Genomic DNA, 23,925 nt, shown 5'->3' with positions numbered 1-23,925 from the left:
AGAAAACATGTCAAATCCTCAAGAATTAAAAGCAGACCAAAATATATCCGAAGCAGGTTTTAAACCGGCAGAAGGTAAAACCATAGAAAAAACATCACTTAAAGATAACTTAGAAAAACTGGCCAGGGTTGGCGGTTTCGATTTGTTGGAAGCAACAGTTGATGGCCTTCAGAATTTAAATCCGGAAAGGAAAGCACGGAAACAGATTTTTTTAACCGGCGACGAAAAGAAGAAAGAACGCGAAGAGCTGAAAAAGAAAATCCAGCTTTGGATAGAAGTTCTGGAGTCTTCCGGTTCGGTGGCCGATATGGTTGAAAAAAGTACTGAAAAACTGAATGCTGCAGAAGAAAACTTAAATAAGAACATTGCTACTGCGTTAGAAAGTACCAGGGAACTGGAACAGGCTTATCGTTCGGTACATTTATTTTATAAAAATACCGAGTCAGACAAACTGAAAAACGTGGTGCTGTTAAACGCTTCAATGGATCAGATCAAAGATCTTGATAATCCGCGTTTCATAGAGTATGTAGATGATGAATTAAAGCAGAATTACGATCGTTTGGATCTTCGTAATAACTATTCATTGATGGTTGTTCCGGGTTATATGGGATCTAATAAAGTACTCGAAAGATGGGCTAAGATCGCACACAACAATAAAGCGATGCTGGTAACCGATTTTGCCGATTTGGATCAGCCGGATGATGTACTTGATTTATTTACCGCCGCAAACTTCACCGGCGGAGATGCCTTTAGATCAAACGTAATCATGACCTGTAACTGGCTGGTAGGACGTGGTAAAGTAGCTGAGGTAGGAGAGGAAGATGATCTTACCGTGCCAGGATCGGCAGCTTTAGCCGGTAAAATGTACTATACCCTGATGTCGCAGGTTACGGCAGGTAAAAAACATGGTGCTATCAATGAAGTTGATGGTGTGAAATTCGATTTAAAGAAAAGTGAAATCTCTCATTTAGAGCGGGTAGGTTTAGTGCCAATGGTTAATGAGTACGGTAAAGTAATGGCTTTCTCAGCTAAAACATTATTTAATGGCGATAATATTGGTTTACAAACCTATTCAGTAGTGCGTGTATTCGATTATATTACCAAAGTATTGTTTGATTTCCTGAACAGAAGGGCTTTCGAGAACTGGACTTCCAAAACCGAACAGGATCTTCGTGGACAGATTGTTAAATTTTTGGATGGTATCCAGGGTGCCGACCGTTTGATTGAGCGTTTCAAGATTATGCGTTTCGAAAGGGATGAGCAGCAAAAAGACAGAATTCACCTGGATATCCACATTACACCGTATTTCCCGGCCAAAAGTTTTGTGGTAAAACTAGACGGACATAAAGGTGAAGACGAAAGTACCACCTGGAGCTCAGAATATAATCAGCAATAGTTTTTGATAGCTGAAAATAAAAACCCAACCCTGGCGTTGGGTTTTTTTATGGGGTATGCATAACACTTAACAAATTCTTTATAATTTTGTAATGCATCAGCCCAATCAGATTAATCAAAAAAAATGAAGCAAGTACTTATCCTGAATGGGGATATCGAAAAAAACGCGTCTACAAATTTCCTGATTAACGCTTATAAGCAAGGTGCAGAAAGTGCTGGTGCCACCGTTAGGGAATTGGCCATTATCGATCTGATATTTAACTCGAACAAGCTATTTAACAATAGACAGATTGCCGAGTTAGAGCCTGATTTGCAGAAAGCCCTAACGGCAATCAGGCAAAGCAACCATATTGTACTTTTTTGTCCGGTGTATGTGGATCATATTCCGGCAAAGATTAAAGGCTTTTTTGACCGTTTGTTTATGCCTGATCAGGTTTTTGCTACGCAGCAACAAAACGTGAATAATAACTTTAGCGGCCGCTCTGCGAGAATTGTATCCATTTTAGATGAAGCCACTTTTAAGGAGTGGAAAGCAAATAAAAAAACTACTTACCTTTCTATCAAAAAAGTGGTTTTTGAAAAATGCAAAATGAGCCCGGTATTGACCAATACCATAGGCGAACTACATTCGCTTGAAAATCACTACAGCCAGAAATGGTTGGCTAAAATGGAGAAATTTGGATCGCAACTGATTTAAGAGACTATAGTCTATTTCTAATAAGTTCAGCCTTTCATTTTGGCAACAACTTGTCCTAAAATGCTACACTTTGTGTATAATCGCTACATTTTTGTTGTGCGTTTAACTACTCTAATGTATTTGTTACAATAAATATAGTTTGGGTTTTTCCACAGTTTTTCCACAAAATGCAATTCATAACTGCGTTTTTAGGCGATAAACGCCCATCCGGTATATTAAAAATTTTGCTTGCTTATAAATGATAGGCAATATATGGCACGTTTGGCCTGATATTTGGTAAACATTGAAAAGTAGCGGAGGCTACTGATAATCAAATTTTTAACCTTTAAATTTTAAAACTATGGCTTTCAAAGCTAGATTAAATTTTTCGGGCAAGGAGTACGATGTGCTTCACTGTGCCTATGCGTTAAACCGTGATGTAGATGCAAAAGGAAGACCCTCTTCCGGAGTTTACGGCGGTACCATCGACATTGAGATCGAATCAACTGAAGACACCTCAATTATCGAGGCGATGGTGAACAACCAGTACAAACCTATTACAGGAACCCTTCTGATCAAGAAAACAGAGGAAGATGCCAAAATGAAAGAAGTTCATTTCGAAGATGGTTACATTGTTAAATATTCCGAAGGGATAAACATTGTGGGCGATCATCCGATGACGCTTAAGTTCCAGATTTCGGCCCGCAAGCTAAAATTAGGAAATGCAGAACACCTTAACGACTGGCCGAAGGCCTAGGCTAAGGTTGAGGGTAGGAAGGTAGAGGGTGTAAGGTTGAAAACGCCACACGCCGAACGCCATGCCCTATGGCAACCGCTCAGCGCAATTCATTCATTTAAAAACATTTAAATTTTACTACAATGGCATTCAAAACCCGTTTAAACTTAGGATCAAAAGAATTTGATGTACTACAGTGCAGCTTTTCATTAAATAGAGATGTTGACGCAAAAGGTCGTCCATCGTCAGGTGTTTATGGTGGTACCATCCACATCGAAATCGAATCTACAGAAGATACTTCAGTAATAGAATCGATGGTGAACAACCAATACAAGCCGCTTTCAGGCAACATCATCTTTAAAAAAGGCGAAGAAGATGCAAAAATGAAAGAACTGTCTTTTGAAGATGGTTACATTATCCAATATAACGAAGGTATTGCAGTAAACGACAATACACCTATGACTTTAAGCTTTGTGGTATCGGCGCGTAAGCTGAAACTAGGCAATGCCGAGCATGAAAACGATTGGCCTAAGGCTTAGTCCTTTTATGCATATCAATTAATTGATGCGCCCCGATTTTTCGGGGCGTATTTAGTTCAACGCGCTTCAATTATGTTACTATATAGTAAATCTAAATTATCGTCGCACGGTAGTGGGTTTATCCCGTCAACTACTTTTACATTAAAGCTCAATGATGTCTGGCCAACGCAAATATATTGCAGTAGAAAACAATTACCAGTCTGGTAAAGTGTTTGGTTTGGCATACGCACACAAAGATCATCCGAAGAGTCCTTTTATAAAAGTGGAATCATTTTTATCAAAAGAGTTATGCTTTAAAACCGGCAACTGGATTTAGCTTAGGTAATTTTTGTGATCAAGATTAATCAATATGGAAAAGAAACTCATTGCAGAAATCAATATAGAGGATAAGGAAATTACCCATTTTGCTTCCTTTAGTCTCACACAGGCTTTTAACGAACACCATTACTTTGAGCTGCGTTTCAACCACGATCAGATGGGCGCGCCCGGGCTGATCATTTTAGATGATAGCCGCGATTTCGTAGGCAAAACCTTAACCGCATCCTTTGGTCATTCGCCAGAAGGTATGCAGAATTTTAAAGGCCTGGTCTCTAAAGTCGAACTATCACAAAACCATGGTTACCATGGTGTTTTAATCGTAAGCGGTTATAGCCCCACCATTTTAATTGATCGTGGGCCCGATCTGGGTTCTTATCTGGACAAAGATCTGAATGAGATTGTAAAACTGGCTACGAAAGATACCTCCGCTAACGATTTAAAGGTTGTGGCGAATGCTGCCAGAACTTCATCTATTGATTATATTATTCAATATAGGGAGAGTGATTTTGCTTTTTTAAATCGCCTCTCAGCCGAATACCACGAGTGGTTTTTTTACGATGGTAAACAGCTTAATTTCGGTAAACCCAATATACAGAAAGAAATATCTTTGTTTTATGGTAGAGATGTGCAGGAAATGCAGTATGCCATGGAAATCGCGCCGATCAAAAATAAGCGGTTCTCCTATAATCCCAGGCAGAACGAAATGCTGCAAAGTGAAAGTACGGGCAAGGTAGAAGGAACCCCTGATCTGTCACACGCGGTTAAAGCTTCCAACTTAACTTTTAGCAAAACTTTTAATCAACCTGCTTTAATCAGGGTTGACAATAACAACGATATCAAAAACCTGGTTGAAAATGAAGAAAAGGCCAATACCAGTGAACTTTTAAAAGTTACCGCCCGGGGTGATAATGCAGGATTGAGCATCGGAAGTATCGCTGAAATTACGATGAGCCTTAGAAAAGAGATGGCGTTCACTACAGAAAGTTTAGGCAAATTTTTGATTACCGGTATCAAACACCATATCGACGAGAATGGTAAATACCACAATAATTTTGAGGGAAGAATATCCACTACCGAGCGTATCCTGGTAAAAAACTTTGAAAAACCGCAGCCCGATATGCAGTTGGCAGATGTAATCGATAATAATGATCCGCAGGGCCAGGGCCGGATAAAAGTGAAATTTAAATGGGAATGTTTAACCAATGATGTTACGGAATGGCTGCGTGTAGTTACTCCAAGTGCAGGTATCGGAGATAGGGGCAATAACAGGGGTTACTTTGCCATCCCTGAAATAGATGATCAGGTGATGATTGCTTTCGAAGAAGGCAATATTGCGCGGCCGGTAGTGATGGGGAGTGTTTATCATAGTTCCAGCGTAGACAGTAGTCCTTTAATTAAAAACCACCTTAAAAGTATTATTACCCGGAGCGGTCACCTGGTTGAATTCGATGATGATCCAGGTACACAGGGGATAAAAATTACCGATATTCATAACAACATTATCCATATCGATACCAAAGGCAATAACATCACCATTACTGCATTGGAGAACATGACTTTGAACTGTAAAAATATGCAGATTAATGTGCAGGAGAATATGGATGTGAGTGTGGGTGCAAATAAGACTATACAAGTAGGTGAAAATATGAGCACACAAGTTGGCGCAAATCAGCAGGTTAGCATTGTCGAAAACTACACATTAAATGCGTCCAATATTACGGAAATTGCTGTTGATGGCTTTCAAAGTGAAGCGACTAATATTACTAAAACAGCGTCTTCTGCCTTAAATATTAGTAGTTTAGAAGGTAGTATTACCAAGCACGCAGCTAAAACGATTCATAATAACAGCGGCGAAAAAAGTAATCTTTTCTAGTTATGGTACGTGGCAACATTACTAAAATATCAAATGGATCTATGCAGGAAATTGCAAGGCAGGAACACGTATCATTTGCCAAAACGATGCAATCAAATGCTGCACAAAAGGTTAGTGAGCACAGCACGGATGGCGTAGTTTTTGGCGATCCGGAAAAATCAGTAGTGAAAGAAGACTTGGTAGATTTGGTAGTAGGCCTTTTTTTTGACGGAACTGGAAATAACAGGAAAAACATAGATAACAGAGAAGCATCAAATAGTATTTATAAAAGCAAAAGTGGATGGAAATGGAAATGGCAGGATAATACCAGTTACGAAAACGACAGGACCAATGTAGACCATTTGGAGAAAATGTATAAAAAAGAAACATTATACTATTCCATTTATATAGAGGGAATTGGAACTACTAATGATGAGTTCGATACCGTTGTAGATATGGGTACAGGAATGGGGTCAACTGGTATAAGATCCAAAGTAAGAGCGAGTTGTGAAGCATTACTTAAAACCATTAAAAGTGCGACCAATAAAAACATTAACCAGCTTACAGTAGATGTTTTTGGATTTAGTCGTGGTGCCGCCGCTGCACGTAATTTTGTACACGAGATTACTAAACCAGCCTATAAGGCAACTGTAAGAGAAGAAGGGATATTGACCGATAGCGATGGATATATGGTTTCACAGGAAGATTTACCTGCCAGAGGACATTTTGGCTTAAAAATGCAGAAAAAACTAAAAATCAACTTTGTCAAGATCAGGTTTGCAGGATTGTATGATACTGTTTCGGCTTACGGAATTAAGCACAGAGATGATGTTGGCCAACTTAAATTAAATGCCATTAACAAGGCCTCAAATATTGTTCACCTTACTGCTGCGGATGAGCACCGTGAGAAATTTGAACTTACTTCTGTTACTACAGGAATAGAACTTTCACTTCCAGGTGTACACTCTGATATTGGCGGTAGTTATAGAGATAATATAGTTGAGAATGTTTCTCTTGCAGAAGAGCTTTTTACCATTAATAACTGGCGCGAAAAGGTAGCCGCCGAAAAGGCCAGATTGATTGAACAAGGTTGGTATAGGGATAATCAAATGACAAATAAGCAGCCCTATAAACTGATTGGTAACCGCTTATTAAGTAATAAATATAGCCTAATTCCACTCCACTTAATGTTTGAAATGGGTAAACCAATATGCAAATTTTTAGATACTCAAATTAAAAGTAATTTGTATAAAATTCCTGATAAACCACTTGCTGGAAATAAAGTAATACTTTCAGATGTTTACATCAGACTTAAAGCCTATGCAATCCTAAAAACCAAACCCGCTATGTTATTCAACAATGCAAGACAATTGAGATCAATTAAAGATATGGTAGATAGGGGTTTATATCCTCAGGATAAATATCAGCAAACGGTTGAGGATGCTAAAGTACTTTATGATTTAAGAAACAGGTATCTTCATTTCTCTTCAAGCTGGGATGGTATTGGAAAAGAACCTGCCATAAACAAACAGGGAGAACGCGAAAGGGTCGTTTTTAACCGACGATAAAATATGAAAAAATTATTCACTATATTATTTACACTATCAGCACTTACCATTAGTGCCTGCCAAGAAAAGATGAAAAAATACGATTGGATACCTACAGAATGTGCTCCTAAAAATTATCCTGTTCAAATATTTAAAGGAAGTTTTACGTATGGTGAGGGGAAAAAAGTAAATATTCCCAGCGGTCGCGTAGTAGATTACGGATGGGGAGAAAATGGCTCCATAAATCTGGTTGGTGAAAAATTTAAGGAAGCACCAACTGTTTTGGAAATTGCCTGGCTTTCCTTTACTGAAAAAAAGAACTATGGAGGCAAATTTATCCTTGATGCCAAAAAAATAGATTCGCTTTTGGAAGCAGGTTATCCAGATGACACTGAAGATAACGGAAAGGGTAATTTCAACTACATTAAAGTAGGTATGGCTCCGGGTGGCGATCTTGTATTGTGGTTAACAGGTGTCAGAAATAAACAGGTTGAGATAGGACATTACCAGGCTCAGTTAATTGATAAACTTGATTGGACAAGTGTTTATCCGGATATGGAAGGTTCTTTTGATACTTATATTAACAATGTAATTAAAGACTTACCCGAAGCCACCCGAAGCGAAATATTGAGTGGAAACATTCCTTACAAATACTGGAATAACCTGCGCAAAAAATACAATTGGAAAATTACAGTAACCGCGCCTGAAAACATTTCCAGACTGGATATTGACTACCTGAATAAAGAGCGGAATTTTATTTTCGGTGACCACCTAAAGCAAATGGATTTTAAACTTTGTGCTCCGGTTGAAGAACTGAGCGTGCATTGGATGGATGATAAGAAAAGAGAAATCCGTACAGAAATAAAGTTTGATGAACAAGAAACCACGAGCATTTTTGCTAAAATAAATCCAGATGAAAAGGCAGCACTTGTTGTCGCAATCGACGCACAAAAAAAGGAAGCTAGCGTGAGTTTAAAAATCAATAATACCCTGATTAGTTTTAAAAACATCAAAGTACAGTCCTTTTATAAATAGTTAAAGCTTTTCATTTTAACCAGCAGATATTCGATCATTAAATAAGTTTAACATGGATGATAAAGCCACATTTACAGAAAAGCATGCGCCTTTGGTAGCCTGCCCGAGCCAGGTTTTATTAAAGCTGAAACCAACACATTTTAGCCGTTCTTATGGAATCCTCATCTCATTTTCAGCATCAAATGCGGAACCAGTTAATGTTAAATATGAAATTAAGGTCACTTATGTTAAAACCTTGGTCGATGAACAACTGAGGATTTTTAAACTTGAAAGATTAAGTTCTGTTTATATTAATGATACCGAACCAGATACTATTGCTGATCAATTGGCTTACGAAACCGGTCAGGTTTTCTATCCTCTTGTCATTAAAGTTGGTTTAGATGGATCCTTCGAAGGCATTTACAATCACGATGAAATTAAAAGGAGGTGGCCTCAGGTAAAAAGTAAGGTGCAAGAGTATTTTGTAGGAGAAGAAAGTGAAAAATATTTAATGCGTACTGAACAGATGCTTCAGGATGCATTTACATTAGATATCTGTTTTCAGAATGATTGGTTTATCAATACCTTTTTTTCCTCCATTTACAAATCGTATGGTTCGGATCGAAAAATTAAACAGAGCAAAAATTTTTCTTTAGTGCAAGATGCCGTACCACATACTTTTGAAGTAGAAGAAACCTTAGAACAATATCTGAATCATTATGGCGCTATAGAAATCCACCATAATGGCGATTGTGAAATCATATCAAAAGATGAAAATATTAGTGAGGATGATCAATATATTCCCAGTATAAATGCAAAGTATAACGCTGATATCGTGCTCGAAAATGATACTAAGGCTATTGATTCCATTATTGCACAATGGAGTTGGAGCGATGGGATAGAGAATACAGTTGCGTTAAGCGCTTTCAATATGGATGCCGCTATTGTAACAGATGAAGAGACCAGCGCAAACATGGGACATAACCTTTCCTTTCTGGATAAGGTTAATTACAGTGAGCAAAATTTAATAAGCCGCTTTTTCAAGTCGATTTTCAGTAAACACAAAATAATTCAATAAGCATATGGAAAAACATCTGGTTGTTCATGGTGCAACATGTTTGTGCAATTTTGGTAGTACGCCGGATAAACTGGTGGTACTTACTCAAAAAAAAGAATATGCGAATGATAAAGACGGCTCTAAAAAACTAATCGCAAGCACTAAGGATATTGGATCAACTTTAGAGAAAAACTGTTTTGGCTCATGTGCTAAACAGAATAACAAGCCTTGCACGGCTGTCATTACAGAATGGACTGCCTTTTATAATAAAGTTACTTTGACCCATGGAGGTAAAATTCTGCTGGAAGATAGTAAAGGCACTTGTCCTATCGGCGGCAAGGATTGCATTAAAGTATTGAAACACGGGCAACAGGCTGATGTAAGCAAGCAGAATATGAAAAAGGCAGATCCAAGAGTTCAGGCTGTATTAAATCCTGCTGGAAATTCTTCTCATCTATTAACTGAAGATGGTATTTCAGAAACTATAAGTATTTAAAAATGAGTAGAGGTGTTAAAAAAATCAAATGTGTTGAGGGATTGGTTTATAGTAAAAAAAGCAGTCCTGGCACCTTATGTGTAGTAAAGCCCGATCAATACGTTTATTTTGCTGTTTCAGAATGGCATGCTGATACTACTAAAGCAGAAAAAGCTAAAAGCGTTACATGGATTAGACAATCTGCCGATCGAAAAACGATAATCAAGCAAATGCGTGTGCCATCAAATCAAAAATACGGCTTAATGATTCCTAAAAAGCTGTGTGGTAATTTTTCTTATTATATAGAAGCCAGCCTTTCGGGAAAGAGAGATAAAGCAAATACTGGCTTACAAGTAAAAGGTTGGTGTGAGCCAAAAATTATAAGCTCTAAATGGAGCAAAAAATCTGGTGGGGCTAACATCAAAAATCAGGCTGGGCTAATAAAATACGGAGACGTAGTACATCTTAATTTACAAACAGAGGGGTTAAATAACTATAATCTCACTATTGAAATTTATAATCGCCTAGGCTTTGGTCAGGATGATAAAAAAATAGTAATTATTAATGGTGTTAAAGTGATTAATGGAGAGGTAGATCTACAGATTGGCAACACCTTTTCCTGGATGGCAAAAATTAAAAATATTAGTAATGACGAAGATTTCTATGTTAAAGTTAAAGATCCTACCAGTGGTAAATATTTGTCTGATGGATTAAATCAGGATTTACATGCCGTTTATTTAAAAATCAGAAATGAAATAGCAACAACTTCCGTTGCACCCACGCTAAATAATAAGGTGGCAAAGGTGGGGCAGGCAGAAAGCAATGCAAAAAAATACGACCCCTGTAGATTCAGCAAAATAGAAATTACGGAAAGTATTAAGGAAATAGATGCAGCAAAACCTACAAATTTTTTAGTATTTGATGGTAAAAAACCTAAGGTTGATGGTATTGAGTACGAAACAGTTAGTCCTGGGGAAAACATCAAAAAAGAAGTTACTGTCAAAGTAGATGGATATGAAACAGATAAATGTCGAACAAAGGTACATAAATCTAAAAATGTAATTTTTAAAGCGGTTGAGCAGAAAGAAGATGCGAATGATAAATCAGTTAGGCTAAGTATGACATCTGGATCAATTAAAAAAGGGATATATTCAGATTTGTCGAGATTTAACCTTTCTCCAATCCAATACATTTGGCCTATCGCAACCACACCAAACCAGTTTTACTATTACATTAATAGCTGCGCGTATTATCCTCAGCCAACTATTCCGACCATTGTTGTCAAAGCCTATCCTGATATTAAATGGGAACTTAAATTTGATTTCGGGTCGGATATGGCTATGGAAGAGCGTTATACCAATATGAAACCCGGTGCGCAAACTAAAGCGCACCAAAAATCTGCTCAAAAATCTGGGTTCAACCGGTACAAACTATCAAGCACAGGACAATCTGAAGTATTTTTTGGTTTAACGCTTAAAGCTGTTTGGAACAATAAGAATAATGAAGCCGAATTTGGAGAAAAATACGTTCAGACAATCAGAAACTTTTTGGGTGTATTCGTAAAACTTAAAGAGTGGGTTGATGAAGCATCGCATTTAAACAAGGCCAAAGGAAACAAAACGCTTGCTCAGCGCGTAATTAGCGGTGCCAAAAGAATGCCATTAACATTGAAATTTCATTATCCCAATATGTCGGTTGCTGCATCATGGTGGTTGGAACACGATCGCGCAAATCCGGCAAAAGTTTTAACACAAGGAAGTTTAAAATTGGGTTTTACGCCTTTATTTAAAGCAGAAGGCATTTTGGATCTGCTTTTTTATGCAGAATTAATTCCTGTTGCAGGGCAGGTAATAAAGGTATTGGATATTGCAGCCAGTGTGTCAGGTGTTGAGGCAATATTCACTTTGGCAGCATCTGGGGAACTTAGTGTTACAGCAGAGTTTTTCGACTTCCAATTTAATAAAGCACAGCTGGATTTTAAAGGTAAGGTTGGATTAAAACTAGATTTAAGTATAAAGGCATCTGGTAAAATTTACATCATTGTTTTTGAAGCCGATTATAAACTAGAGGCATCTGGAAGTGCAGAAAGTTATTTTGAACCAAGGGCATCCATAGGAAAAGATGTAAATGGAGTGTTTATTGAACAACAAATAGATTTTACTGGTTTAAAAATCATTTTAATTATCAAGGGACAAATAAAAAAATCAAAAACAACCATAAAACGAACGTTTACCATTGTTGAGCGGAAAGACAAAATTACTTATGGAAAGACTTATATTGTGAAAAAATGAGATACACACTTTATTTAAGCATTATATTTATTTTAACTATCGCTTCATGTACACAAAAAAATGATAGCGAAAAAAAATTAAGATCAAAAGAGATGATAACTGATATTAAAACAACGATTAATAACTATAAATCTTATCCAAATTATTCCGTCCAATTAGACAAAGGTGGATGTAAGGTGGAATTAATTGGCAACGACATTCCATTAATTAATGCTTTGGAAGATGGCGGTTTCTCTTCGCTGATTCCTTTTAACGCAAATATTATTTCATCCGGAAAACAGAAATTGAAAATCAAAATTTATCCTTCGGGAGGTAAAAAAACTTTTGATGAATACACAAGGGCCAAAATAACGGTTTTGTTTTTCGCTAATGATAAAATTGCAAACAGCGAAAAAACTATTTTAAAAGATTTTGACATTCCTAAAGAAGCCATTGATAACAAGCTTTCTTTTTTTGAACATGAAATAGAATTTAATGCGACTGTACCTTTTGATTTTTCTGGTGAATTGGCCAATGCACAGCAGTTGGATAAAGTTGAAAATATAGAACAGAAAGTATTGGCCGCATACGGTAAAATAAGAGTCTGGCTTGAAAAAGGCGATACCGTAAGTGTTGCTGCCTTCAGAAGGGCAAGCGATGAAAAGCTGGCTAAAGTATTTTATTATAATACGGACCAAAGCATCAATGAGCTTTTTGATTATTCTTTTATTTTAGAAGACCATAAAAAGTTAGATCCGATGCCAAAATACAATGTTGTATTTTATGGAAATGGTAAATTGGTTCGTTTAGAAAGGGTTGACAATAAGGACGAAGTATTAACATTAACAGGTAAAACGAGTGACGGCTATGAAACCACCAGCGATTTGAGTGTATTATTATATCTTCCAAAAAACAGTGAGGAATTAATTCAGTATTAATCTGCAACTAAGCTAAAAAGATTAATCTAGATCTATTTATCGAACCCTTTTTGATGAAGAAAAAAATAGCGATAATATTCTTATTCAATCTGCTGCTTTCATTTCTGTACTTCAAACAGCTTTTTTTTTCTGGGAAGGAAATAAGGTATCTAGATCTGAACGGGATGATGCTTACACCCTTTGCTCTTTTTTATAATCTTTTAGGGATTATCATTTTACTTCTATTATTTAATCGTAAAACAAGAAAAAGTATAAAAAACTCAATCTCGGAAAAAATCAGTTTGTTCATTTTCATCATCATGTTGATCGGATTTTTAATATTTCCTTTAACTTTTCTAACACTAACAGATGGCCGAAAAGTAGCCTCTCCATTGCTATTTGCTTTTATTGAGCCTTTGAAAGGGATGCTGCTGTTCAATCAAGATCTCAAACAGATCTTTGTTAAGAATATATTTTTATTCATAATTAGTTTTGCCTTGTTCTTTATAGCTGATTTGCTTCCGCCTTTCCATGCCGTAAATCAAAATAGCTGGCCTATATATTTCTCTGGATTTTATTTTCTATGCCTGGCATTTTTAGATTTTCGGTTTCAGTATAAGTCTTTTCCAAAAACAGTTTAAAATCTTAGTGGTGAACAATGCTGATATAAAAGTGCTCATGTGGTAGCCTTTACTAGTCGCAATAGGGCTGTTTCCACCAAAAAAACATGACGTTCACTACTTGCTTCCGGTTACTCTTCCGTACCAAATAAGAAAGAGCTACCAGATAAAAATGATGAAAAATCAAAATTGGTTAGATATGCGGTACTAGATGTTTGTTACAGTGTAAAAGATATTACAGATGGAGCCGAATTTTGGGGACGAAACCGATTTTCTTGCTTGGGGTTAATTCTGAAACAAACCCATACAATAAATTGGGGCAAAACAAATTTGATGAATATAAATTCGTTGAAATTCCAAAAGCTATATACGTGATTTCGTTGTTGCGAATGGTAGTTCAGCCAGATATAAAGATAAAGGTAACAATGACGCCAATACGATCAGGGCACACATGAACACTTGAAAAAGAAAGTTAAAAAGCCTGTACTTGGGCCTGATCGCAAGCAATAAAAGGCGCCGACGGAAAACTAAAATTTAAAGAAGTTGAAGCGGCTGATAGAATTAAATATGCCGTTCCGTCAAAGGAAACGAATGAAGAATTTGGGTTTCCTTTCTATATTTATCTGCCTAAAGGCAAAAATTCTTTTGAAATTATCCGATAGATAATTTGTATTAACGCATAAATTAACTTCATTTTTATCTTTTTGGATTGCGACATTCCAAATACAAACCTAGAAAAGAAATTGATTGGTAAATGTATATGTGAATTAAGAATTATGAAACAATCACTTACTAAGATCAAGATATATACAGGCTTTACCTCCCTGAAATGGTAAATTTTTCGAAAGGTCATGAGAAAGAGCAAATGACTTCGAAAAAGATCTATCAGTCGATGCTTATAGCATGTAAATGGTGTAAATTTGATAGCGGTATTTATTAAAAGCATGATCGTCAAAAGAATTTCAATTGTCTTATTTTGCTATTTCCTGCTTTTTAGGCTTTATGCTGTTTGCTCATTATTCTATTCCTTCATTAGCCAGGCCCCAAATAAAGCCCTGATAAGAAATACCAACGATGGTTATCAGCTGACCATTTTTCAGCTTGAATTTTATTTTTTCCTTATTGTTTTATATAGTTTCAGGCCTTCACGTTTTAAAAAAACGATTGCTCAAAGCTACAAGCAGAGTGGTACTGAAACGACCTCTAAAAAATCTTTTTTCTGGATCGTCTATGTTGGTATGCTACTTGCCGTTTTTGGGATACCTTTATTAATATTACAAGATTCAATCGCTGGTGTGTTTGAGATCATTACGATAGCCAACCAGTATATTATTGAAAGCTTTGGTTTACTGATGATGGCTGTTATATTTATTGGTTTAAATATAATGGGCTTTTACTACGATTTCATAAACGCTTTTGATCATGCCAGGACTCAGTTTGTCAGGTCTTTGTTCGCATTCATATTAACCATCCCAATCTCAGCTTTTTTGTATTTTATTTCAGTTCTACTACAGAAAAAAGCCGATGCATTAATCGTAATCTGTTTAGCATTTAATCTTTCTTTTCTCTATCTAAGTATTATCGGCCCTTTAACTAAAATAATTTATAGGTCTAAAAGAAAAACTGCTAAATAATTACTTAGAAAAACCAATCAGAGATATTTGGTGCATGGTTTGTGGATTAGATGTGTAAATCCAAATAAGAAGACCGCTTAACTAAATTTTAATACAGGAAATGACAGATAGGTTGATAAAATTGATAGCACTAGGAGTTTGTTTAAGTTTACCATCCTGTGCACAGGATAAAAAAGATACAGCAGCCGAAAATAAAATCGCAGGAAAAACAGATTATCAAAAGGAAGGTGTTTTGTTTAAATTAAAGCATGAGCATTTAGACTGTTCGTATGAAATATTGTTGAATGACATGCCGATAGTTACTTATTTTGGATTAGGCGAAAGATCTGGTTTAACGGTAGATCTCAATCAGTATATCTTGAAGCCGGGAAAACAGGAGGTAACCATAAGAATGTTCCCTGTAAAGAAAGAGGAAAATCATTTTGCTCCAAAGCTATCTAAAAACGCTTTTGTTAAAATAGAAATCACAAAAAACAAAGAGCCCATGACAATGCTTGATCAGTTAAATGCTAGAGGCAAAGGAAAAGAATATAAATGGGAAACATTAACCTATCAAACACCCAGGTTAGATAAGCCTTTGCCATATACAGCGTATAAAACGTCGTTTGTAGTTGATGAGAAAGATGTTAACTGGGAAATTGTGGGCTGGAGCAAAAGTAAAAAGTTAAATAACGATCCAAACCTTCGTAAAGAAGTTGATGAATTTTATAACAATTACAAAAAGGTATTGGAAGAGGGGGATAGAAATAAATTTCTTTCATTAGTACGAACTGCAATTGATGAAGAAGCAGCATCAAAACCCTGGGATAAAGAGATTGAAAATCAGCTTACCAAGAATATGATTGATTATGCTGCCGAAAAAAGAAATTTTATATACCCCTGTACAAAAGCAGAATTAAAATTTTTTGGAGATGGGAGAGTGGTAACTTTGGTATGTGCAGATACACTTACATTCGGATATGCTCCGCTGATTTCTAGGACTGCTAAAAATATGGTGCCAAAATCTCACACCTTTTATCTTCACAGACCAGCAGGTACCAATAAACTCGAAATTATCAGATAATAAAGAAAGTTGTTTTTATCTTTTTCTTCAAATAGGTCCTTAACTTTTTATTTCCGGTATCGAACTTAACTAATAAGACTTTGGAATCACTTTTAATAAGATAATTTATATTGTAAAATATGTTTTATAAAATCTATTTAGAAAATAACGAGCTGATTATTCAAACATTCTTTTTAAAGGAAAAAATTGCTATTGATTCAATTGATGACATCATTATTTTCTATAATCGAAGTTTTAATAAGCATAAACTATTTACTTACTTTAATAAGCCAGTACAATATGAACTAACCAGGAAATCCTGGTTTTATCAAATGTTATTTCAAATATTTTTAGTTTTTAATACAGAAAAGTTTAGAATTTACCGGGTTTATGAAAACGAAATCATTACCCTAATGTTCAGCTTATTAAAGCCGTACCTTCCTACGCTCGTTGAAACCAGAGATCTGGATCTAGACAATAGTTTTATATGGATGACTGAGGATGAGGGTGGTCACTTTAAGCAAACGAAACTTGTTTATAGTAGGGAAGGCTTAGGTTTAAAAAGAGTAATGTTGAAGCATAAAATATTGATGCAGAGATAGCTAAGTATTATCTTTCAACAGCAATTTAATCACATTTTTTAACGCAGGATTCCGGTTAGATTCCTTCCAGATCATATACAGTTCCGTTCGCTGCGGAATATGGGTAAGTTCTACAAACTTTACATTTTCCTGGTAACCATATTGTAAGCCGGTGGGTACAATGGCAATGCCTAAGCCTTCCTCTACTAGTTTAAAAATCGTTAATGCATTAACGGATTTATGATAGGTTTTGGGTTTAAAACCATGATCCTCGCAAATGCTCATCATTAAGTCGTAATAAAAAGGACTGTCATCACTCGAGAAAAAGATAAAGGGTTCGTCGCCCAGTTTTTTTACCGCTTCGTAACTGGCCTTTTTCATCGGGTGACTTTTAGGCAATACCAGCGAAAAGGTATCCTGATGGATCATATGTTTAGAAATGCCAGGATTAAACTGCTGCATTCTTACAAAACCGATGTCGAGCATATCTTTTTCCAGTAATTCGATCTGTAACTTATTGGGCATTTCATCCAGATTGGTGCTGATTTCCGGAAAATCTTTGTTCAGTTTAAAGATCACTTCAGGTACAATTTTTTGTGCTGCAGAACCCAAAAATCCAATGCGGAGTTCGCCCTGTTTACCCTCATTAATATTACTGACCTGTTTTTTGATGTTTTCGATATGGCTGAAGATAAAGTCTACTTCATCTTTAAGGTAAAGGCCCGCTTCTGTGAGTGCGACTTTTTTCTTGTTCCGGTCAAATAGCGGTGCATTAAAAATCTCCTCCATTTGCTTAATCTGCCGGCTTAGTCCAGGCTGCGAAATAAATAAGCGGTCTGCAGCCTTCCTAAACTTCAGTTCCTCCGCCAAAACCTGAAAATATTTCAAATGCCTAAGCTCTATTTGATAACTCATGGTTATTACATGATGATGTAATTGGTATTTATAGGTATCAAATATAGCGCTTATTTTTGTTTAAAGCCTTCATCGTTATGACCCAACAAGAGATTTTTAATTACGGAACCGACCATTTAACTGCTAAATTGGCTTTAGCCATCAGTAAGGGTGAAGTGAAAGGCATATTAAGCGAAAGCACAAAGGAGAAAGTGCTTAAAAGCAGCGAAGTGGTTGAGCGGATTGCGGGTTCCGGGCAGGCTGTTTATGGTATCAATACAGGTTTTGGTCCGCTTTGTACTTCCATGATCTCAGCTGTTGATACGCGAAAGCTACAGGAAAATATCCTGAAAAGTCATGCTGTGGGTGTTGGTGAACCGATAGATGATGAAATATCAAAGCTAATGCTGGTGTTAAAATTACAAGCACTGGCTCAAGGTTATTCGGGCATTAAGATTGAAACGCTTGAACGAATGATCTGGTTTCTGGAAACCGGTGCAACACCTCTGGTTCCCAGGCAAGGCTCTGTTGGTGCTTCGGGCGATCTTGCCCCCCTTTCTCATCTCTTTCTGCCCTTAATTGGTTTGGGTAAGGTTCACTATAAAGGAGAAACTATAGCTACAGCTGAACTTTTAAAAGAACACCAGATGCAGCCTTTACAATTAGGACCCAAAGAAGGCCTGGCTTTAATTAATGGTACACAGTTTATTGCTGCGCATGCCGTTAAAGTAGTGCAACGTTTAGAGAATGTGCTGGCATCAGCAGATATTATTGCGGCAATGATGATTGAGGGTTTACAGGGATCACAAAAACCTTTTCATGCAGAGCTCCATGAGCTGAGGCCATATCCTGCAAATATTTCGGTGGCAGAACAGGTGCGCAAACTCCTGGAGGGTTCTGAAATTATGAAATCGCATGCCAACTGTGCTAAAGTACAGGATCCGTATTCTTTAAGATGCATTCCACAGGTACACGGCGCTTCCAGAACGGCCTGGTTACATTTAAAGGAAGCTTTAGAAATCGAACTGAATTCGGTAACCGATAACCCCGTGATATTTGATGATGATTTAACCATCAGCGGAGGTAATTTTCACGGTCAGCCACTGGCTTTGCCCCTTGATTATGCTTGTTTAGCAGCTGCTGAAATCGGAAATATCAGCGACCGGAGAATTAATCTCTCGCTTGAGGGAAATACCCCCGGTGTGCCGAAATTGCTGATGAAAGAGACCGGATTAAATTCGGGTTTTATGATTGTCCAATATACTTCCGCAGCTTTGGCTAGCGAGAATAAAGGTCTCTGTTTCCCGGCCAGTGCGGATAGCATCCCAACTTCTTTAGGTCAGGAGGATCACGTGAGTATGGGTTCGATCAGCGGACGTAAAGCGCTTCAGGTGATCGAGAACGTAGAGAAAATTTTGGGTATAGAATTATTTTGTGCTGCACAGGCCATTGACTACCACCATCCATTAAAGCCTGGTAAAATATTGGCTGCGGTACATGATTTCGTGCGTACTGAAATTGATCATTTTGAAGAAGACCAAATCATGTATGATAGGATGGAACATGCCATCGAAATGGTGCAGAAGGGTAAAATTGTAGCCATTGCCAATCAAGCCGCATCTACATTGAATTAACAATTTAATTTTCAGATTATGGATTTTAAAGCACAGCTATTAGCTGGTATTCCGGCTACATTGCCCGCAAAAAAGAACCGGAATCCGGTACTGAACCATGCTCCTGTAAGGAGAGCTGTCTTAAATACTGAAGAGAAAAAGCTAAGCATTAAAAATGCTTTACGTTATTTTCCAGAGGCATGGCATCTGGAATTGGCACAGGAGTTTTTGGGCGAGCTGGAAAATTACGGGCATATTTATATGTATCGTTTTATGCCAGATTATGCCATTTACGCCAGACCAATAAGCGAATATCCCTGCCGTACACTACATGCAGCCGCAATTATGCTTATGATCCAGAATAACTTAGATCCGGCAATAGCGCAGCATCCTGAAGAGTTGATTACTTATGGGGGGAATGGTAGCGTGTTCCAAAATTGGGGCCAATATCTTTTAACCATGCAGTACCTCGCTACCATGACCGATCAGCAAACGCTTAATATCTATAGTGGGCATCCGCAGGGGTTATTTCCCTCTAATGCCGCGGCGCCCCGTGTTGTGGTGACGAATGGCATGATGATTCCTAATTATTCCTCGCCGGAAGATTTTGAAAAGTTTAATGCCTTGGGGGTTACACAATATGGTCAAATGACTGCGGGTTCATATATGTATATTGGTCCTCAGGGTATTGTACATGGTACGGCCATTACCCTAATGAATGCTTTCCGTAAACAGGGATTTTTTGGAAAAGAGGTAGCAGGTAAAATCTTTTTAACGGCCGGTTTGGGCGGCATGAGTGGAGCCCAGACCAAAGCAGGGAATATTGTTGGTTGTATCACGGTTTGTGCCGAGGTAAACCCAAAGGCTGCAATTAAAAGGCATCAACAAGGCTGGGTAGATGAGCTTTTTGAACATTTGGATGAACTGGTGAAAAGGGTTCTACTGGCCCAAAATGAAAAACAAGCGGTTTCATTGGCTTATATTGGTAACGTAGTGGATGTTTGGGAACGCTTTGATCAGGAAAATATTGAAGTTGCAATCGGTTCTGACCAAACTTCGCTGCATAATCCGTATGCCGGGGGTTATTATCCGGTAGGATTAAACTTTACCAGGGCTAATGAAATGATGGCTGAAACGCCGGATCAATTTAGAGTTTATGTACAGGAATCGTTAAAAAGACAGGCAAAAAGCATCAACAACCATACAGCTAAAGGAACTTATTTTTTTGACTATGGAAATGCCTTTTTGTTGGAGTGCAGCAGGGCAGGTGCCGATGTAATGGCTCCAAATGGTACAGATTTCAGGTATCCATCCTATGTGGAAGATATTTTAGGGCCCCTTTGTTTCGATTATGGTTTTGGCCCGTTTAGATGGGTTTGTACTTCAGGAAATGAAAAGGATCTGGATTTAACTGACCGTATGGCTCAAGAAGTAATGGAAGAGCTAAAGCGAAACGCTCCGGAAGAAATACAACAACAATTGCAGGATAATATTAACTGGATTACTGCCGCCAAAGCAAACAGGTTAGTAGTCGGTTCAAAAGCCCGGATTTTATATGCCGATGCTGAAGGCAGGGCAAAAATTGCGTTGAGATTTAATGAGGCCATTAAAACAGGTAAATTATCGGCGCCCGTAATTTTGGGAAGAGATCATCACGATGTAAGCGGAACGGATTCGCCTTTTCGCGAAACCAGCAATATTTACGACGGAAGCAGGTTTACGGCCGATATGGCCATTCATAACGTGATTGGCGACAGCTTTAGGGGTGCCACCTGGGTTTCGATCCATAATGGCGGCGGTGTTGGCTGGGGCGAGGTAATAAACGGTGGTTTTGGGTTGGTATTGGATGGAACTGAACAGGCTGCCGAAAAATTGCAGAACATGCTCTTTTACGATGTAAACAATGGAATTGCCAGAAGGAGCTGGGCCCGTAATAAAGAGGCCCGGTTTGCCATAGAACGCGAAATGGCACGTACAGCAGATTTAAAGATTACGCTGCCAAATCTGGTTGATGAAGAACTATTAAATGATTTGGAGATAAATTAGCTCTTATCGCATGTACCTTTTTGTCATTCTGAACGCAGTGAAGAATCTTTATGCTTGAAGAAAGATTCTTCGTTTCACTCAGAATGACAAACTAAAACCATTTTTTAGAAAAAACTTAACTCACTCCGTGAAAAACTCAATGCACTTTTTGGTAAAAAAAGTTGTAAAAATTAACTCAATGGTAAAGTAAAATGGAAAACCGAACCCTTACCTTCTTCACTTTCAGCCCATATTCTGCCACCATGCCTCTCTACAATTTCTGCACTTAGATAAAGCCCAATACCAAAACCCGAAATGGTGTGATTGCCCTGTACCCGGTAATAACGTTCAAAAAGTTTTTCAATGTCTTCAGGCCTTATCCCGATGCCTTCATCTTTAATCTGAACTTCAACCTCTGTGTCACTTAAATTACAGCTTATTTCGATCGATGTTCCATTGTCGGAATATTTTATCCCGTTACTGATCAGGTTGGAAATTACGTTGCCGATTTTATCCCTATCTGCATAAATGTCGACCCCACAGGTAGGGTGTAAGATAATCTGATGAGAAGATTGTGAAATATAAGTTTCCTCAATGGTTTCTTTCAACAGGTCATCTAAATTGAAGTTTGTTTTTTCGATCAGTAGTTTGCTGGATTCCAAACGCGATACATTCAAGAAGCCGTTAATCATGGTTGTCATTTTTCTGATCTGGCTGTTTGTTTTTTCCAAAGCCACTATCGCATAATTGTCTTCATCTTTTTTAGCCTTGCGTTGCAAAACCTGTACAAAGCCGTTAATGGCTGTTAATGGAGTTTTTAGTTCATGACTAACCATTCCGATGAAATCATTCTTTCTGAGTTCATCTAATTTTTGCTCCGTGATATCGATAAAGAGTCCAGAATATTCTGTTATATGGCCATGCTGATCTACAAATACCCTTCCTGTTGTCCTAATCCATTTTTCTTCGCCTGTAGTTAAATTGGTTATCGGATATTCATTGTCGCTTGAAGAATGAGTGTTTAATGCATTTGCAAAAGACTTTTTCAATTCATTATGATAGTCGGCATGGACTGCGCTCATAATGTCGCTCGTTTTAGCAGGCTCGTCAAGTGGTAGGCCGAGCAGGCTTTTCACAAATCCCGATACCGTAATTTCGAGTGTTTTAGGATCGATGCTCCAGGTACCCATTTTTCCGGTATCAATGGCTTGAAGCAACCGTTCCTCGCTATCGGCTAACTTTTGGGTATATTGAATCAGGTCTTCATGTGTTTGTGCGAGCTCTTCATTGGTTGCTGCCAATTCCTCATTTGCCGCTGCCATTTCGATGTTGATATCCTGCAGCTCTTCCTGATGGAGTTTTCGTTCGGTAATATCCGGACTTACCGTAGCAATCGCCGTTATTTGACCTGTTTCCTGATCTTTTATGGCAAAACCACTCCATTCAATCCAAAAAGGATTTCCTGTTATTTCGTTCCAGAAGCGGATTTCCTGTTTAAAATCAATGCCTTGTAAAACTCCCGATAAAAGCTCTTCAGCTGTGGGTCTGTCAGCAGGGAAAATAACCTCCAGCATATTTCGGTTGGTAATGTTTGCCCAACCTAACTTTCTTAATCCTGCAGGATTTAAGTATTGGATAGACATATCCAAGCCGATCAAAGCAATAAATTCTGAACTGGCTTCGATGAGTTTATTCAAATTTAAGCGCTCCAGTTCAATTAATTTTCTTTCTGTAATATCAATACACGAACTGATATAACCTGCAAAAGATCCATCGGCGTGGAAACGTGGTGGACCACTGGTAAGCAGCCATCGGTAATCGCCTTTTTGAGTCAGGACCCTAAACTCTCCGGTAAACGGCTTTTTATCGCGAAGGGCTGAAAGGTAAATATCCAGATACCGGTCCCGATCTTCGGGATGGATCAGGTCAGCCCAGCCGAAAGCGAGCAGGGCATCCATTGATCTGCCCGTTAAGTTTGTCCACGGTTTATTAAAATAAATCGCATTTCCAAACTCGTCGCCAACAGTAATGAAAATGTCAGTTCCCTCTGCCATGGTTTTGAAGCGTTTTTCACTTTCAGACAGCTGGTTAAACCTTTCTGCAACCCTTAATTCCAGTTCGTTATTTAACACATGTAATGTTTCCTGTGTTTCCTGTAATTCTTCGTTTGTGGCCACCAGTTCTTCATTGGTAGCTGCAAGTTCTTCTACTGTGGCCGCTAGTTCCTCATTCAGTACCTGTTCCCGCTGTAAAGCCTCATCTTTCTGCTGCTCCCTTTCTATAGCCTCACGCCTTAATACGCGCTCGCTTACATCAACCGCCGTATGTAAAATACAGATGGTTTTGCCTTCATCATTTTTGATTGCCCGGTATTCAAAATCAAAATAAAAGGTCTTTAGCTCCCCGTCAATAATCAGGTCTGCTGCTGTATCCTTTCCTGAAATGACAAGGCCTTCCAGCCAAACCTTCCTGAACATCTCAATAAAAGGCTGTCCTTTTAATTCAGGCAGGGCATCTTCAAGCGATTTTCCGATTACATTTCTGTCTTTGCCCCAAATTCTGAGCATCGCGTCATTTGCAGTCTGTATAATGGCCGTTTCTCCTATATGAACTGCGGTTGCGGTATGTGTATAATTAAAAACTTCTATTAATTGATCATTACTTAAAAAAGGACTGGACTGGCTCATTCTGGATTTTTACGGCGTGATCTAAAATAATTA

Annotated in this window: 18 protein-coding genes; 16 read left to right on the top strand and 2 right to left on the bottom strand. The window is 37.9% G+C overall.

Annotated features, from left to right (window positions below; all coding sequences use genetic code 11):
- Positions 1-7 precede the first annotated feature (7 nt).
- From DV942_RS12235 to DV942_RS12170, 14 genes are all read left to right on the top strand, one after another.
- The gene (locus DV942_RS12235) at positions 8-1,396 is read left to right on the top strand and encodes a DUF5458 family protein (RefSeq protein WP_145857854.1); all 1,389 of its coding nucleotides are present in this window, start codon (positions 8-10) and stop codon (positions 1,394-1,396) included.
- A 123-nt stretch (positions 1,397-1,519) separates the two neighbouring features.
- Positions 1,520-2,092 carry an NAD(P)H-dependent oxidoreductase gene (locus tag DV942_RS12230; protein ID WP_090983660.1) on the top strand — a complete coding sequence of 191 codons (573 nt, stop codon included), beginning with the start codon at positions 1,520-1,522 and terminating at the stop codon, positions 2,090-2,092.
- A gap of 340 nt (positions 2,093-2,432) precedes the next feature.
- On the top strand, positions 2,433-2,828 hold the full coding sequence (gene tssD, locus DV942_RS12225; RefSeq protein WP_090496868.1) for a type VI secretion system tube protein TssD: 396 nt from the start codon (positions 2,433-2,435) through the stop codon (positions 2,826-2,828).
- A gap of 122 nt (positions 2,829-2,950) precedes the next feature.
- Positions 2,951-3,346, top strand: a complete 396-nt coding sequence (gene tssD / locus DV942_RS12220) for a type VI secretion system tube protein TssD (protein WP_090983662.1) — start codon at positions 2,951-2,953, stop codon at positions 3,344-3,346.
- A 349-nt stretch (positions 3,347-3,695) separates the two neighbouring features.
- Positions 3,696-5,537, top strand: a complete 1,842-nt coding sequence (locus tag DV942_RS12215; RefSeq protein WP_145857852.1) for a type VI secretion system Vgr family protein — start codon at positions 3,696-3,698, stop codon at positions 5,535-5,537.
- A 41-nt stretch (positions 5,538-5,578) separates the two neighbouring features.
- Complete coding sequence (locus DV942_RS12210; protein WP_186462299.1) at positions 5,579-7,084, top strand: T6SS phospholipase effector Tle1-like catalytic domain-containing protein; 1,506 nt, start codon at positions 5,579-5,581, stop codon at positions 7,082-7,084.
- A 3-nt stretch (positions 7,085-7,087) separates the two neighbouring features.
- Complete coding sequence (locus DV942_RS12205) at positions 7,088-8,098, top strand: DUF2931 family protein (RefSeq protein ID WP_145857849.1); 1,011 nt, start codon at positions 7,088-7,090, stop codon at positions 8,096-8,098.
- Positions 8,099-8,150: 52 nt separating this feature from the next.
- Positions 8,151-9,155: a hypothetical protein gene (locus DV942_RS12200; protein WP_145857847.1), complete on the top strand. Its 1,005-nt coding sequence runs from the start codon at positions 8,151-8,153 to the stop codon at positions 9,153-9,155.
- Positions 9,156-9,159: 4 nt separating this feature from the next.
- A complete protein-coding gene (locus DV942_RS12195; protein ID WP_145857845.1) occupies positions 9,160-9,630 on the top strand; it encodes a DUF4280 domain-containing protein in 471 nt (156 codons plus the stop codon).
- 2 nt (positions 9,631-9,632) lie between these two features.
- On the top strand, positions 9,633-11,900 hold the full coding sequence (locus DV942_RS12190) for a hypothetical protein (RefSeq protein ID WP_145857844.1): 2,268 nt from the start codon (positions 9,633-9,635) through the stop codon (positions 11,898-11,900).
- 92 nt (positions 11,901-11,992) lie between these two features.
- Positions 11,993-12,817 (top strand): hypothetical protein, encoded by an 825-nt coding sequence (locus DV942_RS12185; RefSeq protein ID WP_145857842.1) that lies wholly within the window; start codon positions 11,993-11,995, stop codon positions 12,815-12,817.
- Between the two features lie 53 nt (positions 12,818-12,870).
- The gene (locus DV942_RS24220; RefSeq protein WP_145857840.1) at positions 12,871-13,437 is read left to right on the top strand and encodes a hypothetical protein; all 567 of its coding nucleotides are present in this window, start codon (positions 12,871-12,873) and stop codon (positions 13,435-13,437) included.
- Between the two features lie 1,734 nt (positions 13,438-15,171).
- Entirely contained in the window at positions 15,172-16,113 is a 942-nt protein-coding gene (locus DV942_RS12175) for a hypothetical protein (RefSeq protein WP_145857838.1), read from the top strand.
- A gap of 119 nt (positions 16,114-16,232) precedes the next feature.
- Positions 16,233-16,694: a hypothetical protein gene (locus tag DV942_RS12170; protein WP_145857836.1), complete on the top strand. Its 462-nt coding sequence runs from the start codon at positions 16,233-16,235 to the stop codon at positions 16,692-16,694.
- Here the strand turns inward: DV942_RS12170 and DV942_RS12165 are convergent, their stop codons facing one another.
- Positions 16,695-17,588, bottom strand: coding sequence for a LysR family transcriptional regulator (locus tag DV942_RS12165; protein ID WP_145857834.1), 894 nt, complete (start codon positions 17,586-17,588; stop codon positions 16,695-16,697). It abuts the gene before it with no gap.
- Between the two features lie 77 nt (positions 17,589-17,665).
- On the opposite strand from DV942_RS12165, the gene hutH reads away from it, so the two are divergent.
- A complete protein-coding gene (gene hutH / locus DV942_RS12160) occupies positions 17,666-19,201 on the top strand; it encodes a histidine ammonia-lyase (RefSeq protein ID WP_145857832.1) in 1,536 nt (511 codons plus the stop codon).
- Between the two features lie 18 nt (positions 19,202-19,219).
- On the top strand, positions 19,220-21,226 hold the full coding sequence (locus DV942_RS12155) for a urocanate hydratase (RefSeq protein ID WP_145857830.1): 2,007 nt from the start codon (positions 19,220-19,222) through the stop codon (positions 21,224-21,226).
- A 170-nt stretch (positions 21,227-21,396) separates the two neighbouring features.
- Here the strand turns inward: DV942_RS12155 and DV942_RS12150 are convergent, their stop codons facing one another.
- Positions 21,397-23,892 (bottom strand): PAS domain S-box protein, encoded by a 2,496-nt coding sequence (locus DV942_RS12150; RefSeq protein ID WP_145857829.1) that lies wholly within the window; start codon positions 23,890-23,892, stop codon positions 21,397-21,399.
- Positions 23,893-23,925 lie beyond the last annotated feature (33 nt).

It is taken from the genome of Pedobacter suwonensis (assembly GCF_007833675.1).
Classification (GTDB): Bacteria; Bacteroidota; Bacteroidia; order Sphingobacteriales; family Sphingobacteriaceae; genus Pedobacter; species Pedobacter suwonensis.
This window is presented reverse-complemented; position numbering and strand designations above follow the sequence as displayed.